This is a genomic window from Arthrobacter sedimenti (assembly GCF_042652025.1).
Lineage (GTDB): Bacteria > Actinomycetota > Actinomycetes > Actinomycetales > Micrococcaceae > Arthrobacter > Arthrobacter sedimenti.
In genome coordinates, this window is sequence record NZ_JBHSDQ010000001.1 from 283,162 (window position 1) to 297,940 (window position 14,779).

The following is a 14,779-nucleotide window of genomic DNA, read 5'->3' on the forward strand; positions in this document are numbered from 1 at the left end:
GCGACGAATAGGCGGTAGCAGGCACCGCCCGTGACCATGTCCCGAACTTCACCGAGTGGCGTCTGCATGGTCCGCTGCACGATGTTGCCCTCACGGAAACCACTTGCACGGGCAAAATCCGGGGAGCTTCCTCCCCCATCGGTTCGGCAGTAGCGCTTCCGGGCACCTCCGGCACGGAGCTGGAAATGCTCAGTTCATCGCAAACGTTGTCAAGCTTGAGGAACCGTGGTGCAGGCGTCGCAAAAGGTTACAAGGACCTCTGTACGAAAGGCCCAGCCACAGCTCTCTTCGGTGGTTGGCACGGCGCCGAAGGGCAATTTCTAGCCTTCAAGCAGCTTCGCCTTGGCGCTCGTGAACTCGTCCTCGGTGAGTAAGCCGTCCCGGTGCAGCGCGGCTAGGTCGCAGAGTTGATCGGCCAGTGACGCCGTAGGTGCTGCGGGAGCCACCGAGGCACGGGACTGAGGTTCTCCGTCTGGCAGCGCACCCGACATGGAGTTCACGCGCACCGCTAGGTCGGTGACGCGATCGGCCGCTGCGGGGTCAGTGGGGACCACCAACTTCCACTGCGGGTGGCTCAGAACGAAGTTCACGGCCCTCGGGAGCACCGCGCGCACCGTCATTCGTGTCAACGAAGGCTTTGCCAAGGTCTCCGTGTTGCCGCCGTCCTCGACTAATGCTGTGACGTCAGCATCCAGTGGTCTGACTGTGGTCTCAACCAAATCTTTGACCCGTCTCTTGCAGAGGATTCGGTCACTCATCAACTTGAGTTCTTCGCCGATCTCGCCCAAGTCTTCGACGTCTCGGCGTAGCCGTCCTGCGTCCATTCGTGCATGGATCTCCGCCGATAGCCACTCGCCCGCTGAGGACCCACTGACGGAGGAGATGATGCGCTCCGACCGCGCAATGGCAAGTTCCTCGCCGATCATGTCGCCCTGTTCCCCGCAGTGCTCGGCGTGGTCCAAGGCCAGCAGGGCCTGTTGACGCAGGTTTGCATGCTGCTCGCCGAAATTGGGTGCAACCAACGGGATAGAACTCGGGGCCTCCGCGTTGCCTGCGAGTGTCGTCGCGACTGCTTCAAGGAGCCGTTTCACCTTTCCGCGATCGGCGGCGGCGCTTGAACCTTGGTACGAGATCCCCTTGATGACGAACGCCGAGACCACGGTTCCGTTGAAGAAGGGCGTCGGCCGGAGTACCCATGATAAGCCGCCCGGAGCGAGGATCGGCATCTTAAAGTCAAAGCGCAGCGCGTCGCCGTCGCGTTCCAGGCGTTTGACGCGCTCGTGCTCAGTACATGCCGCTTCGAGCACCGACATCACCTCATCGACTGGATGGGCGTACTGACACATCTCAAGTTCGAGTTCATTCGCCATCTTCGCTCCCCTTCAAACTCGCACGCCGGTCATGAGCCCCGATGAGCCGGGTATGGAAAGCCATACTAAGGTTGGTAGCCATACTAGGCGGCCAATTCGCGCGCTTGACGCGAACTTGCCTCCCAGGCATTCACGCGCGGGCGACCACTACAGCTAGCAGGCCCAGCGCTCCGGCGCGTTGGGAGCGCCTCCCTCTCCCGACACCTCGCTCGTGAAGGTACACGTCATTTGAGCAGTGCCGCATCGTGTGCCGAGTTGGCGTGGACGGTGCACATACCGGGAAGACCGCTATTCAAAGCGATCAGCATGTCGAGGCTCTCGGCTTCCCGCACCTCGCCCACCACCAACCGGTCCGGACGCATCCGCAGAGCCTCCTTCACCAGCCGACGAAGTGGGATTTCGCCCTCTCCTTCGAGGTTCGGCTGCCTGCACTGCAGGCCCACGACGTCCCGGAGCGGGAACTGAAGCTCGAAAATTTCCTCGACCGTGATGACTCGTTCCCGGGTTCCGATACTGGCCGCCAGGCAGTTCAGCATGGTTGTCTTGCCTGCCTGGGTCGCGCCGGAAACGAGGATGTTGAGGCCGCTGGAGACCGCCGCACCGAGAAACCGTGCGGCTTGGGGTGTCAGCGTCCCCAGCTCCACCAGATGTTCAAGACGGCTGGCTTTCACGACGAATTTGCGGATGTTCACAGCCCAGTGGCGGCGGGTCACATCTGGAATCACAACATGCAGCCGGGAGCCGTCAGGCAGCGCAGCATCGACAAATGGTGAAGACATGTCCAGCCTTCTGCCGGAGCTCTTGAGCATGCGCTCCACCAGGTCCCGCACCTGCTGCTCCGAAAGACTGAGTGACGTCAGCTCCGACTCACCGTTCCGCGCCACGTAGATTTCGTTAGGGGCGTTGAGCCAGATCTCCTCAATGGTTGGATCATCAAGGAGAGGTTGAAGTACGCCGAACCCTGCGACGGCGTCGAAAAGAAAGCGACGGGCTGCGTCAAGGGGACCAAGGGGCGGAAGGGGTCCCATTAGGGCCCGTTCGTCGTAGTCGGTGACTGCGGCTTCGACCAATCGACGGACCTCGCCTGCCTGCCTGAGCGGGTCGAGCCCGCGACGGCGAATGAGCTCGCGGACTTCGTCCTCGACTATTCCCAGCGCGTCCATATGTTCCCCCATACAACTGCCGCCCCCGGCGGAGGCAGTGCGACTGAGGTCCAGCCTAAGGAGCAGGGAAGAGACTGCCAAGTCATATGGATCAAGCTGTGGACAAAGGAGTTCCGCCGGCATCAAATCGGCACCCTCCGCCGGCTAAAGAGACCTGCGCTAAAGGACAGACACCCCTTGTCTAAGCGAATGTCTGCCCGTTATGCCTATCGGGTCCGTCTCCGCCGCCATGAAATAAGTCGTCACCAGAAGCGGCTGTGGCCGCGGAAGTATGTACAGCTTTGGCCAGGTTATTTGAATTCTGCGTCCACCGGATTATTTAGATCCTGTCGCTACATCCGACCTGAACGGGCTATTCCTCAGCCGGGACTTCAAGCCAAGCGCCGGGGCTTCAACAAAACGAAAGCTAAGCCAGGCCAAAGGCAGTGTCAGGCCAAGGCTCAGTAATATATACGGGATCAAGGGAAGGTCAGGCCATCCTATTTCCAGAATGTTCTGAACTGGGACGCCGTAAATATAAACCCCATACGAAAGATCCGACTTGGCGCCCACCGACTGGAACGGCAGAACGGAGCCCAGAGCCATGATGATCACGGCGAACGGCAGTGGGGCCAAAACCGAAGCGGTTTCCGTGAAGATGGCCAACATGAGTAAAGCCGCAGATAGTGCAACGGCAGGCCGAACCCGAACCCTGTCGGAGAAATGGAACAGCAGGGCTCCGGCGCAAAACGCTGCAACAAGTGGCGCCACCAGAGTGTACACGCTGGCGGGAACCCAGCCCACCAGCTTTGCCGCCGAAACGGCACTGGCAGTGAGGAATCCAGCACCGATGAACGCCGCTCGGAGTTTCTCATTTTTGACATAGCAAACCGTTCCCACGGCGATGTAGCAGGAAGCCTCCCAGAAAAGCGTCCACAGGGAACCGTTCCAGATACCCGGCACTGGCACGTTTGGGACGGTAGTGCCAATGTTCGTTTGACTTATGAATGGCGGATAAAGCAGGAAATTGCGCGCCAGGTAACTCAGCGAGTCAACGAGAGTAAATGTGCCCGAAGAGCCAACCAACAAAGACAGGGGGGCAAAAACAAAGGCGACAGCAAGCAGGCAGACAAGGAACCCAGGATAGATTCTAAGGAAGCGTGCGGTGTAGAAGGACCACGGGGACTGCCCGTTGAGGCGGCTACGGGTAATAAGGTAACCGGACACTGCAAAAAACCCGAGGACCGCCCATGTACCGAGGTGTTCCCCGCCAGCCTCCGGTTCTGGCCCAAGGTTTCCAATCACTGATGAATGAGAAACAATGACGGCCGCTGCCAGAAGTAGGCGGATTGCGTTCAGCGAATTCCGACGAGGATCGAATAGCGAGTACAGTGTGCCGCCAAGGGGACGAATGCCCGTTGATATACTTCTTGCTGGCATAACACCCTTTCACTGACCTGGCCGGCCCAAAGAGCCGCAGCTGGAATTGGGGTTGTTGCGCGGAAGCCGCTATCCCCCTTATGACCGTTATCACCGAAATTGAAATGGTTAGAAGCGGCCAGCGGGAATCATATCAGCACTACGCACAGCTGACCGCCACCACGGCGGCGAGCCACAGACACTAAGACCTACTGGCCTTAGAACACCGAGGCCTCAGCCAGGCGCTTCACGGCGACCCCGGACCTCCGGCCCTAGCTGCCCAGCATGGAAGGGCTATGAGTTCCCTGCTTGAGCACAGTGCCCCTGCCGTTTCCCTGCGGCGAAGCGAGCAACCGGTAGAGGCAATATCCGGCTATTCCCAAAACTACAATGTATGCAAGCGTCAGCCCTTGCCATGAAAAGGGCGGCTGCCAGTGGGGGGCGAACATTTCTGTCCAGTTGACGTGTCCCTCCGTAATGCCGACGGTGTAGCGCCTCAGCCCTTGAAGCAAAAGGTATATATGGGCAAGAGCTCCGGCCACGAGAGTCCACCTGACTATCGACAAAGTACGCGTTGAAGTTCGGAATGGAGCGAAACGTCCCGCGACTCCACACGCCAGAAGCAGGACCACCAGCACCGCCAGGATGTAGCGCCCCTGCCAGATCCATCCCACTTTCTCGCTTGACGACGCTTGCAACGCCACCGGCGCCACCAGTACGACCACGGTCAGCAAAGCTACAGACCATCTTGCCCGCAGGGGCCTGGCCGTCATGCCGACTACCAGAACGACGCCCATGGCCAGAACCCACGCATACACCACGGCAGGTGGCGGAGGTGTGTCCAACCAGCCCAGGACCCCCACGTATTCGGGAACGTAGATAAAGGTGCGGTCTGCCATTGTGACTGCTGCCACGTCGCTGGGGACGGGGGCGCCGGCCAAAAGGCTGTCAAAGCTGTTGGAGCTGACAACCCAGCCAAGCGCAAAGACGCAAGCCAGACCTAAGACGGCCACGGGAACCCAGCTTGGACGATATCGGAAGACCCGCCCGAACGCTTGCAGGTTATAGGCGAGGACGGCGGCAGCTACCACCACAGCCAGCCACAGCAATGAGACCGGGCGTGTGTTGGCAAGAAGTGCCCCCGCAACAGCCAGGCACCAGATCTTCGCATGCGAGTCTTGCAGCGCGCGGCTGCGCTCCAGCAAAGAGCAAAGGCACATAAAGACGCTGGCAGCCGTGCTGATTTCCAAGGCGGTGGGATTGATGCTCGCCGACAGGAAGAGGACCGCGGGCGTTATGGCGACGGCTGCAGCGAGCGAAGGCCAGACGAAGCGCCGAAGACTGGAGGCTGCCCAAAATATTGTGGCAAGGAAAAAGGCGCACACCCAAGTGCTTACCAGCCGCATGGCATAGAGAGCTGTTTCGCCGCTCAATCCACGGCTTGCCAACCCTACAATCCCGTAGTACACGGGATTGTAGTTACCTGCTGATGTAAGCGCGGTTGTTGTCCCCCTGTCGGCGGCATCAATGGGCAACGCACAGTTTGCCGTCACTTCCGGATGGTGCGCGAAGCAGAGATTGCTTTCCAGTTTCGCGATGTAGCCCGGGACTTGAACCGCCAAACGCTCACCTTGGACACCGGTGGAGCTGCCAGTGAATTGCCCTCGTGCCACTGCCGCAGCCTTCACCGTGTGGGCCGGCTCGTCAGGGGCTGACATCAAGGGGGACGCAAAGCACCAGACACTGCCCAGCAGCCCGATCAACAGCCAAGCAACGACCAGCACTTTGGCGGAAGAAGGGCGTTCTGGGCGACCGTCGGAGGCTGGTCCCGGGATGGCGAGTCGTTTTGACTGAGTTCTTGGCATGATAATTTGATGTTACTAGGAGGTCAGCTCAGAACGCCTTGAGTCTCCGTTATGCCGGGGAGGGCACCAAGACGCGTGCGATTTTCAAGAACCACAACACCAGCCAGCAGACCAGCCGGGCAAAGTAGTGTCCTGCGCACCCGGGCGCAGAAGTTGTACCAGAACTCCGTACTCAGATTCCTTTTTGTGGGCGGGCTCTCGTTTGCTTTGGATTTGGGGCTTCTTGTACTCCTTCACGAGGTAGTCGGCGTAGATCTCGTCATAGCGACTCCAATCGCTTTCCTGGTAAGCCTGGTCTTCAACTACTTTCTGCAGCGCATCTTCACCTTCCAGGCCACCAATCACCACGGTGTTAGTGCCGCAAAGTACATCTCCCTGGTGATTTTCAATGTCGTTGTCAGCGATTTCATCGTCACTGGGTTTGACGCGTTGGGGTGGTATTACATAATCGGCAAGGGAACCTCAACCGTGCTCACCACAGTTTGGAACTATTTCCTTTACAGGGAATGGATTTTTAAGAACAAGGTAGCGCCACTGGAGAAATCCCGCGCCTGAACTCCAGCTGGGCAGGTCTGGACCACCACTCCTGGGCTTTCTTTTTGGAACGCACTTCCCGGCATGGCATGTTCCGAGCCCAGTTTTCCTGCTTGACCCGCAGCTCTTGAGCTCCTTGAGTCACATGGGCAACATCAGAACCACTGGTTACATGGCACCCCGCGATGCTATGGTGAGCGCGTTAATAATCGGCACCACCTGTCCCACGTGTCTTCCCTGGGGGGAAGCACCTGAGCAGCAATCAAGAATGAGCGCTCAGCGGAGCGCTTGTTTGTCTCCGGAGCACATATGAAGCGGAACCTGTCTCAGTCCCGTCACCAAGCCCTGAAATCCATCGGGATCGTCGTACTCGCCACATCCCTGCTGACGAGTCCAGGTCTTACAGGGTTTGCGGCCGCAGTAGAGTCCACGCCCTCTCCCTCGCCGTCATCATCTCAAAGTGCCGTGCCGGGTAATGCAACCGCCGCGACCCCCAGCCCCAGTCCTTCCGTTGCCGCTGGAACCGCTGTCCCGGTTCCCGCGCCCACCCAGTCAGCTCCGTCCGCCCCGACTCCGTCCGCGTCGGCAACGCAAACGATGGCCGAAGCAGTCGGGCGCGGCGCTGAAATGGGCCAACGTTCCGCCAGGGTGACAGCCTCCTCCACTACTCCCGCCACAAAAAGCCCGAGCATGGAGTCCCTCTCTACCGAAGGTACCTGGATGCCCACGTTCGGGGTCCAGGGACTCGACGTCAGTGGCTACCAGCCCAACGTCGACTGGCAGCAGCAGTGGAACATGGGTGCGAGATTTGCATATGTAAAGGCCAGCGAGGGCAATTACATGACAAACGACCAATTCAGCGCGCAGTACCAGGGCTCACGGAATGTCGGAATGATTCGCGGCGCGTACCACTTCGCGATCCCGAACTGGTCGTCGGGAGCCGACCAGGCCCGGTATTTCGTAGCGAATGGCGGTGGCTGGTCAGCCGACGGTTACACCATGCCGCCCGTCCTGGACTTCGAGTTCAATCCCTACGAGGGCCGGACCATCAACGGTTTCTACTTCGGAAATACCTGCTACAACATGACGCCCGGGCAGCTGACCTCCTGGGTCCAGGACTTTGGGAACACCATGAAGTCCTTGACCGGCCGGCTTCCGGCAATCTACACAAACACAAGCTGGTGGAACCAGTGCCTCGGCAACCCGTCGGGCTTCGGCGACTATCCACTGTGGGTGGCGGCTTACCCCGGTGCGCCTACCAACGATGCCGGGCCGATTCCGACAGGCAGTTGGAGCACCTATAGCATTTGGCAGTACAGCAGCACTGGACCGTTCGCGGGCGACTCGAACGTCTGGAACGGTGACTACCCGTCACTGCAGCGGTTGGCAGGGTCAGCGCTTCCCACGGGAAGCTTTGATTCCCTGTCTATAACAGGCAGCGGAACCCAGTTTTCGCTGCGTGCGCGTGGCTGGTCGGCTGATCTTGCCAACACCGCCGCCTCGAACCAGACACACGTGTACGTCACGTCGCCGGGTGGCACCACCACCGGGTATGCATGGACGGCCAATGCCTACAGACCCGATGTCGACCAAGCCCTGGGCTATGGACCCAACCACGGTTTCGACGGATCTGTCCCTATTACCCAATCAGGCACATACACTGCATGCGCTTATTCGATTGGCACCTTTGGCAATACGCCCCTTGGCTGCAAGAGCGTCACCGCTACAGGGATCGGGGTGCCTGTAGGCAGCTTTGACAGCCTCACAAAGGTCGTTGCGGCTGACAAAGTCACACTGCAACTCAAAGGGTGGGCAGTCGACCAGGCCAATCCATCCGCGTCGTCGTACGCAGACGCCTACGTGACGGCACCGAATGGAACAACTACCGGTTACCGAATGACGGCGAACACCTCCCGGCCGGACGTGCAATCAGCGACGGGCCTGGGTTCGAACCACGGCTTCGACTATCAGGTACCCGTAACAGCTCCAGGGTCTTACAAGGTCTGCACATATGCGATAGGCCAGAATGCAAACACTCCCCTTGGGTGCAGGACTGTAAGCATCGACGCGAATCCATCGCCCATCGGAAGTTACGACACCCTGTCCATAACCCAGGCGGCCAATTCTGCAGCCCTTCAGGTCACAGGGTGGGCTCTGGATCCCACCCAGCCCGCCACGAGCATTCCTGTCAACGTGTACATTTCCGCCAAGGATGGAACAACCGTAACGAGTCCTGCGCCCTTGAACGTCACGGCAAACCTCAAGAGGCCGGACGTGAACTCCGCGTTAGGGACTGTGGGTGATCATGGTTTCCAAGCCGGGCTCCCCATCACCGCCACCGGGACCTATTCGGTCTGTGCCCAGGCAGTGGGCGTAGCACCTGTCTCCAACGGGCCCACCTTGCTCGGTTGCAAGAACTTTACGGTCAGTTCCACGCCGCCCACCATGGGATTCCTCGACAGCGCCGGCATCCAGGTGTCCAATGGACAGGCTGCCGTCGTAACGCAAGGCTGGACGCTTGATCCTGCCTTGCCCGGTATTTCCAATCCGGTGCACGCCTACATCACCTATCCTGACGGGAGCACTAAAGGCTACGCGTTCACCGCGAATTTGAAGCGGCCGGATGTCAACAGCGCCCTGCAGACAGTCGGCGACCACGGGTATTCGACATCGGTCCCCATCACCGCCCGCGGCCAATACCGCGTCTGCACTTATGGGGTGGCGGTCTCAATATTTGCTGCGTACAACTCCCAGCTGGGATGCCGTACGTTGACTTACTAGGACACGAATAAGGGGGGTGAAGCCGCGGCTTCACCCCCCTTATTCGTGTCCAAACCCCAGGACTACTTCTCCGCCAGAAGCTCCAACAGGTACGCCCCGTATCCGCTCTTCACCAGGGGCTCAGCCCGTTCGCGGAGTTCGTCGTCGGTCAGGAACCCGAGCCGCCACGAAATCTCCTCAGGGGCACCGATTTTCAGGCCCTGCCGGTTCTCAACAGTGCGAATGAAGTTTGAAGCATCGTTGAGGTCATTGAAGGTGCCCGTATCGAGCCAAGCGGTTCCGCGCGGCAAAATTTCGACCTGCAGCTTTCCGGCTTCCAGATAGATGCGGTTTACGTCGGTGATTTCCAGTTCTCCCCGGGCGGAGGGCTTCAGGTTCTTGGCGATATCAACCACATTGTTGTCATAGAAGTAGAGCCCCGGCACCGCGTAATGGCTCTTCGGCGCCGCCGGCTTCTCCTCGAGCGAGAGGGCTTTGCCGTTGTCGTCGAATTCCACCACACCGTAGGCGGAGGGATCTTTGACCCAGTAACCAAAGACAGCCCCGCCGTCGATGGTCTTGAAGCGGCGTAGCTGGGTCCCCATGCCCTGGCCGTAGAAGATGTTGTCGCCCAGCACCAGTGCAACACTGTCATCGCCGATATGGTCAGCGCCGAGGACAAAGGCCTGGGCCAATCCATCGGGCGAAGGCTGCTGCTTGTAGGTGATCGAAACGCCAAACCGGGAGCCGTCCCCCAGCAAGCGTTCAAACTGCTCCGCGTCGTGGGGCGTCGTGATGATGAGGATGTCCCGGATACCTGCAAGGATCAGCGTTGACAGCGGGTAGTAGATCATTGGCTTGTCGTAGACCGGTACCAACTGCTTGCTGACACCCAGCGTGATGGGATGAAGCCTGGAGCCGGTTCCGCCGGCAAGTATTATTCCGCGCATGCACCCATCTTTCCCTTCGCTTAGGGCAGCAGCAAATCCGGTAGTCTAGGGAATTATGCAGCGACTTCTAGTGACCGGCGGAGCCGGCTTTATCGGCTCAAACTTTGTCCACTACGTTCTCGAAAACACCGAAGACCATGTCACTGTTCTGGACAAGCTGACCTACGCGGGCAATCTTGAGTCGTTGCAGGGCCTTCCGCAGGAACGCTTCAACTTCGTTCAGGGCGACATTGCGGACGCCGGGACTGTCGATGGCCTGGTGGCCGACGCCGACGTAGTCGTTCATTATGCTGCTGAGTCCCACAACGACAACTCCCTCCACGACCCCCGCCCGTTCCTGGACACCAACATCATCGGCACCTACACGCTGATCGAAGCAGCGCGCAAGCACAACAAGCGCTTCCACCACATTTCGACTGACGAGGTCTACGGAGACCTGGAACTGGATGACCCGGAGCGCTTCACGGAGCAGACTCCCTACAACCCGTCCAGTCCGTACTCCTCCACCAAAGCCGGATCTGATCTCCTGGTGCGGGCGTGGGTGCGGTCCTTCGGCCTGCAGGCCACCATCAGCAACTGCTCCAACAACTACGGTCCGTACCAGCACGTGGAAAAGTTCATTCCCCGGCAGATCACCAACGTGATCGATGGGATCCGCCCCAAGCTCTACGGCAAGGGCGAGAATGTCAGGGACTGGATCCATGCCAATGATCATTCCTCAGCTGTGCTGGCCATCATCGCCAAGGGAACCATCGGCGAAACGTACCTGATCGGGGCCGACGGAGAAAAGAACAACAAAGAAGTTGTTGAACTGATCCTCATGCACATGGGCCAGTCCCCTGACGCGTACGACCACGTGATCGACCGCCCCGGCCACGACCTGCGGTATGCCATTGACTCCACCAAGCTTCGCAACGAGCTCGGGTGGGAGCCCAGGTTCTCCAATTTCGATGAGGGGATCGAAAACACCATCGCGTGGTACCGGGAAAACGAGGACTGGTGGCGTCCACAAAAAGCTGCCACCGAGGCCAAGTACAAGGAACAGGGCCAGTAACAAATGTCCCTGGAGTTCTCAAAAAAGCTTGCCGCCCACCAAACCCCCATTCCCGGCGTCGTCCTCTATGACCTTCCGGTCCACGGCGACAACCGGGGCTGGTTCAAGGAGAACTGGCAGCGGGAAAAGATGGTCGCCCTCGGGCTGCCCGACTTCCGCCCGGTCCAGAACAACATTTCCTACAACGAAAAGGCCGGCACCACCCGCGGGATCCACGCCGAGCCTTGGGACAAGTTCATCTCGGTTGCCACCGGCCGTATCTTCGGGGCATGGGTCGATCTGCGTGAGGGGCCCTCTTTCGGGGCTGTCTTCACCGCGGAGCTTGATCCAAGCCAGGCCATCTTCATTCCGCGGGGAGTCGGCAACGCCTTCCAAACACTTGAGGACAACACGGCATACACCTACCTGGTGAATGACCACTGGTCCGCGGACGCACAGGGTCAGTACACCTTCCTCAACCTGGCGGATGAAACAGCGGCAATCCAGTGGCCCATTCCACTTGCCCAAGCCGAGCTCTCGGACAAGGACAAGGCGCATCCGCGGATGGCTGATGTCGCACCGATGCCCGCGAGGAAGATCCTTGTGGTGGGCGCGGACGGGCAGCTGGGCAAAGCACTGCGCAGGACGTACGACGGCGACACAACAGTTGAGTTCGCAAGCCGGGCAGAGTTTGACCTCACCAGTGAGGCCAGTTTCACGGGCAGGAACTGGAAGAACTACTCCACCATCATCAACGCTGCCGCCTACACTGCCGTCGACGCTGCAGAAACGGCAGAAGGCCGGAGCGCCTCCTGGTCCATCAACGTTGCCGCCGTGGCGCACCTGGCGCGCACCGCCGTCGAGCATAACCTCGCTCTGGTGCATGTCTCTTCGGACTATGTCTTCGACGGAGCTTTGGACAACCACGACGAAGACGAGCCCTTCACGCCCCTGGGCGTCTATGGGCAGACCAAGGCGGCAGGGGACGCGGTGGTGAGCGTCGTTCCGCGCCACTACATCGTCAGGACGAGCTGGGTCATTGGGGAAGGCAACAACTTTGTGCGCACGATGGCCAGCCTCGCGCGCAAAGGGGTCAAACCCTCGGTCGTCAATGACCAAAAGGGCCGGCTGAGTTTCACCGAAGACATCGCAGCCTTCATTCGACACCTGCTGAGTGGGGACGCCGCCTACGGAACATACAACTTCAGCAATGACGGCCCGGTCAAAAGCTGGGCGGATATCGCCGGAGACGTTTACGAGCAATCCGGAGCAGCCCGGGGTGACGTCACGGGCATCACGACAGCCGAGTACTTCAAGGACAAAGCGGCAGCCCCCCGCCCCCTTTTCAGTGCACTTAACCTTGAAAAGGCACGGTCAACCGGTTTCGAAGTTGTTGACGCCGATCAGCGGCTGGCAACGTATCTCAAGTTGGAAACCGATAAGGCATGACACCTGCGGAGCAAGCCCTGCGCACTCTGGTCATCATGCCGGCCTGGAACGAATCCGAGGCCATCGGCAACACGGTCCGGGAAGTCTTTGAATTCGGGCCCGCCTGCGATGTTCTGGTGGTGGACGACGGTTCCCGGGACAACACCGCACAGGTGGCCCGTGAAGCAGGTGCGCTGGTAGTGCAGCTTCCCTTCAACATGGGCGTGGGCGGTGCCATGCGTACCGGGTTCAAGTACGCGAAGATGCACGGATATGATCAGGTCATCCAAGTCGACTCGGACGGCCAGCACGATCCCCGCGACATCAAGGCAGTCCTTGACGGCCTTCGGGAAGCAGACATCGCTATTGGTGCCCGCTTTGCGGACAAAGGAAACTACACGGTCCGCGGTCCGCGCAAGTGGGCCATGAACGTCCTTGCCTGGACCATATCGAAGATCGCCGGGACCAAGCTGACCGACGTCACCTCGGGTTTCCGCGCTGCCAACGCGAAAGCCATCAGGCAATACGTTGACCACTACCCGGCGGAGTACCTTGGCGACACCATCGATTCCCTGGTGGTTGCGATCCGGTCCGGATGCACGGTACGCCAGGTTGGTGTCTCCATGCGGGAACGGCAGGGCGGAACGCCGAGCCACGACCCCGTCAAAGCTGCCATCTACCTGGGCCGGTCAGCTTTTGCCCTCCTCTTCGCTTTGACGCGCAAGAAGAACGAACCGTCATCCAACTAGGAGTTTCCATGGCCACCCTCGTTGGCTTTATCTTTGTGCTGGTCATCCTGCTCATCATTTTCGAGATGCTCCGCCGCCGGCACCTGCGGGAAAAGTACGCTGTCCTTTGGATCATCATAGGCATCGGCGTTCTCATCCTGGTTGCCTTCCCACAGCTTCTGTTCTGGGCCAGTGGACTGCTTGGCGTGCAGGTACCTTCCAATCTGCTTTTCGCGATGGCGCTGCTGCTGCTCGTTCTGGTCTGCCTGCACCTTTCCTTCGAACAGTCCCAAGCAGAGGATGAAATCCGGGTCCTGGCTGAGGAAGTGGGAATTCTTCGCCTCAAGATGCAGGAACTGGAGACCGGCAGGGCCGGGAACCAATCTGCACCGGGCGGTGACGTTCGCGGAGTCGGGAAACCGCCTGAAACCACTGCCTGAAATAGCCCACCGGTTAAAAAGTAAGGTGGCTCCCGGCCTTGGGCCGGGAGCCACCTTACTGTTTAAGCCCTGCTAGGAAACAACGTGCTTCAGCAGCCGGGGCAGCGAGTCCGTTTTTCCAACGGCCAGCGAACGGGCCACCAGGGTGGCAGCGTTCAGGCGTGACGTCGTATGGAAGGCCGCAGCCCGGGCCGTCCGCTGCCAGCCGAGCTCGCGGAACCGCCGCGCCTGCCCCTCAAAGAACGCCCGCTCCTCATCAAAGCGCCGCCCGTCCAAGGCCTTGACTGATGAATCTGACGCCGAGTGGCGCCGGTAGAGGAATGCCAAGGTGGGGTCAACTACCATTGATCCGTTTTCAGCGGCGATATCGAGCAGGAGGGCGAGGTCCTGCACGACGTGCAATCCTTCAGTGAAGCCGATGCGCCGGATCACGTCGGTTCGCCAGGCGAGAGACGGGAAATAAGCCCAATCGGCGCGCACGAGGCTGGTGGCCATCTTTTCGCCCTGAAGGAGAACCGGTTCCTTCGTGCTCGGCGCGTAGACCTTTTTCACGATGTCGACAAGGGGTGAGCAGGCGCGGCCCTTCTCGTCAATCACCTGCACGCCGGGCTGGACCACGCTGGCCTGCGGGAAGGCCTCGAAGGCGTTGGAAACGACGGACAAGTAGTTGGGCAGCATGATGTCGTCAGCACCCATAACGACCACGATCGGCGCATCGGCCAATTCCAGCGCTTTGCGGTAATTACCGTTGGCACCAAGGTTCGTTTCGTTCTTCTGGTACGTCACCCGGGGATCGGAGATGGATTCGAACCAACGCTGGGGTTCCGGGCTTGGAAACCCGTCATCCACCACAATGAGGCGCCAGTCTTCGAACTGCTGGCTCATGACACTCTGGGCAGCGAGTTTCATCAGGTCGACATCCCCGTAGTAGGGAAGCAATACGTCAATGGCCATGTGCCAGGTAGGTCCTTTTCTTGAATCAACACAGGTGGGATCTGTCTGCCCGGTAATGAGCACCCCGATAATGCTACCCCGTCACCGCTGGCCACCCTCGTCGGGTGTCGAGACAGACCACGGTCAGCGGGGACGAATGGAAGGGCTCTACGAGCC

At 59.7% G+C, this 14,779-nt stretch carries 11 protein-coding genes and 1 pseudogene; 6 read left to right on the top strand and 6 right to left on the bottom strand.

The window, feature by feature from the left end:
* Window positions 1-320: 320 nt before the first annotated feature.
* The 4 genes and pseudogenes from ACFO0G_RS01295 to ACFO0G_RS01310 all read right to left on the bottom strand — a co-directional run bounded on the left by ACFO0G_RS01295 (window position 321) and on the right by ACFO0G_RS01310 (window position 5,796).
* The gene (locus ACFO0G_RS01295; RefSeq protein ID WP_376976165.1) at window positions 321-1,370 is read right to left on the bottom strand and encodes an SHOCT domain-containing protein; all 1,050 of its coding nucleotides are present in this window, start codon (window positions 1,368-1,370) and stop codon (window positions 321-323) included.
* 239 nt (window positions 1,371-1,609) lie between these two features.
* Window positions 1,610-2,533, bottom strand: a pseudogene (locus ACFO0G_RS01300) (CpaF family protein); the annotation flags it as partial.
* A gap of 315 nt (window positions 2,534-2,848) precedes the next feature.
* Window positions 2,849-3,952: an acyltransferase family protein gene (locus ACFO0G_RS01305; RefSeq protein WP_286397885.1), complete on the bottom strand. Its 1,104-nt coding sequence runs from the start codon at window positions 3,950-3,952 to the stop codon at window positions 2,849-2,851.
* A 251-nt stretch (window positions 3,953-4,203) separates the two neighbouring features.
* Window positions 4,204-5,796 carry a DUF2142 domain-containing protein gene (locus tag ACFO0G_RS01310; protein ID WP_286397887.1) on the bottom strand — a complete coding sequence of 531 codons (1,593 nt, stop codon included), beginning with the start codon at window positions 5,794-5,796 and terminating at the stop codon, window positions 4,204-4,206.
* Window positions 5,797-5,982: 186 nt separating this feature from the next.
* Here ACFO0G_RS01310 and ACFO0G_RS01315 point away from each other — a divergent pair, with 186 nt between their 5' ends.
* Window positions 5,983-6,351, top strand: coding sequence for a GtrA family protein (locus ACFO0G_RS01315; protein WP_286397889.1), 369 nt, complete (start codon window positions 5,983-5,985; stop codon window positions 6,349-6,351).
* Between the two features lie 699 nt (window positions 6,352-7,050).
* Window positions 7,051-9,111 (top strand): lysozyme, encoded by a 2,061-nt coding sequence (locus tag ACFO0G_RS01320; RefSeq protein ID WP_376976167.1) that lies wholly within the window; start codon window positions 7,051-7,053, stop codon window positions 9,109-9,111.
* Between the two features lie 62 nt (window positions 9,112-9,173).
* Here the strand turns inward: ACFO0G_RS01320 and rfbA are convergent, their stop codons facing one another.
* Complete coding sequence (gene rfbA / locus ACFO0G_RS01325) at window positions 9,174-10,040, bottom strand: glucose-1-phosphate thymidylyltransferase RfbA (RefSeq protein ID WP_142133309.1); 867 nt, start codon at window positions 10,038-10,040, stop codon at window positions 9,174-9,176.
* A gap of 55 nt (window positions 10,041-10,095) precedes the next feature.
* Between rfbA and rfbB the strand changes: the two genes are divergently transcribed.
* From rfbB to ACFO0G_RS01345, 4 genes are read left to right on the top strand one after another with little or no spacing between them, the layout of a single operon-like run.
* Window positions 10,096-11,094 (top strand): dTDP-glucose 4,6-dehydratase, encoded by a 999-nt coding sequence (rfbB, locus tag ACFO0G_RS01330; protein WP_376976170.1) that lies wholly within the window; start codon window positions 10,096-10,098, stop codon window positions 11,092-11,094.
* 3 nt (window positions 11,095-11,097) lie between these two features.
* Complete coding sequence (locus ACFO0G_RS01335; RefSeq protein ID WP_376976172.1) at window positions 11,098-12,522, top strand: sugar nucleotide-binding protein; 1,425 nt, start codon at window positions 11,098-11,100, stop codon at window positions 12,520-12,522.
* Window positions 12,519-13,250 carry a glycosyltransferase family 2 protein gene (locus ACFO0G_RS01340; protein ID WP_376976174.1) on the top strand — a complete coding sequence of 244 codons (732 nt, stop codon included), beginning with the start codon at window positions 12,519-12,521 and terminating at the stop codon, window positions 13,248-13,250. The genes ACFO0G_RS01335 and ACFO0G_RS01340 overlap by 4 nt, the downstream gene beginning before the upstream one ends.
* Before the next feature lie 8 nt (window positions 13,251-13,258).
* Window positions 13,259-13,669, top strand: coding sequence for a DUF2304 domain-containing protein (locus ACFO0G_RS01345; RefSeq protein WP_286397899.1), 411 nt, complete (start codon window positions 13,259-13,261; stop codon window positions 13,667-13,669).
* 72 nt (window positions 13,670-13,741) lie between these two features.
* On the opposite strand, the gene ACFO0G_RS01350 is transcribed toward ACFO0G_RS01345, so the two are convergent.
* Complete coding sequence (locus ACFO0G_RS01350) at window positions 13,742-14,623, bottom strand: glycosyltransferase family 2 protein (RefSeq protein WP_286397901.1); 882 nt, start codon at window positions 14,621-14,623, stop codon at window positions 13,742-13,744.
* Window positions 14,624-14,779: the final 156 nt, after the last annotated feature.

Bases quoted from the DNA above. Each gene is read 5' to 3' on its own strand.
- ACFO0G_RS01295 (WP_376976165.1), bottom strand. From the start codon at position 1,370: ATGGCGAATGAACTCGAACTTGAGATGTGTCAGTACGCCCATCCAGTC.
- ACFO0G_RS01305 (WP_286397885.1), bottom strand. From the start codon at position 3,952: ATGCCAGCAAGAAGTATATCAACGGGCATTCGTCCCCTTGGCGGCACA.
- ACFO0G_RS01310 (WP_286397887.1), bottom strand. From the start codon at position 5,796: ATGCCAAGAACTCAGTCAAAACGACTCGCCATCCCGGGACCAGCCTCC.
- ACFO0G_RS01320 (WP_376976167.1), top strand. From the start codon at position 7,051: ATGCCCACGTTCGGGGTCCAGGGACTCGACGTCAGTGGCTACCAGCCC.
- rfbA (WP_142133309.1), bottom strand. From the start codon at position 10,040: ATGCGCGGAATAATACTTGCCGGCGGAACCGGCTCCAGGCTTCATCCC.
- rfbB (WP_376976170.1), top strand. From the start codon at position 10,096: ATGCAGCGACTTCTAGTGACCGGCGGAGCCGGCTTTATCGGCTCAAAC.
- ACFO0G_RS01335 (WP_376976172.1), top strand. From the start codon at position 11,098: ATGTCCCTGGAGTTCTCAAAAAAGCTTGCCGCCCACCAAACCCCCATT.
- ACFO0G_RS01340 (WP_376976174.1), top strand. From the start codon at position 12,519: ATGACACCTGCGGAGCAAGCCCTGCGCACTCTGGTCATCATGCCGGCC.
- ACFO0G_RS01345 (WP_286397899.1), top strand. From the start codon at position 13,259: ATGGCCACCCTCGTTGGCTTTATCTTTGTGCTGGTCATCCTGCTCATC.
- ACFO0G_RS01350 (WP_286397901.1), bottom strand. From the start codon at position 14,623: ATGGCCATTGACGTATTGCTTCCCTACTACGGGGATGTCGACCTGATG.